Genomic DNA, 733 nt, shown 5'->3' on the forward strand with positions numbered 1-733 from the left:
CTCGTATTCCTCGAGCGGCACCATCCCGAAGTACGCCTTGAACTTGTGGAGTGAGCTCATGGATCAACCTTCCTCGCGCGGCGGTCGACACTCAGGCTAACGGCCGCGAGCCCAACACCGCGGTTCCGACACGCACGCATGTCGAACCCCATCGCACCGCCGCCTCGAGGTCGCCGGACATGCCGGCCGACAGTTCGGTGGCCTCGGGATGATCGGAGCGCAGCCCGCTGTGGAGCCCGGCGAGCCGTTCGAATGCGGCGTCCGGGTCCCATCCCAGTGGCGGCACCGCCATCAGGCCCCGCAACTCGAGTCCGCCGGCGGCGGCGACCTCGTCCGCGAGTGCGGGCAGGTCCGCGGCGCTCACCCCGCCCCGCTGCGGATCGTCGTCGAGGCTGACCTGCAGCAGCACCCGTACGGGCGTCTCGCGGTCGCCGGACTCCTGCGCGGCCTGCGCACCGGCGTCCAGTGCGTGCGCCAACCGGACGCTGTCGACCGAGTGCACGGTGTGGGCCCAGCGGGCGACGGCACGCGCCTTGTTGCGCTGCAGCCGGCCGATCATGTGCCATGCGACAGCGGGATCGGTTGTACGCGAACGGAATTCGGCAACCTTCGCAGCGGCCTCCTGTTCGCGGGATTCGCCGAAGGCCCGGCACCCGAGTCCGTAGAGGATCTCCACGTCGGAGACCGGGAAGAACTTCGTCACCGGCAGCAGGGCGATCTCCGCCGGGTCGCG

1 protein-coding gene is annotated in these 733 nt (G+C 70.3%); it reads right to left on the reverse strand.

The features are described from left to right. Window positions 1–91: 91 nt before the first annotated feature. A partial coding sequence (locus CQZ88_RS28635; protein ID WP_102800634.1) for a YggS family pyridoxal phosphate-dependent enzyme occupies window positions 92–733 on the reverse strand: 642 nt, incomplete at its 5' end.

Origin of the sequence: Rhodococcus sp. ENV425, from assembly GCF_002887785.1 — a bacterium.
Lineage (GTDB): Bacteria > Actinomycetota > Actinomycetes > Mycobacteriales > Mycobacteriaceae > Rhodococcus > Rhodococcus aetherivorans.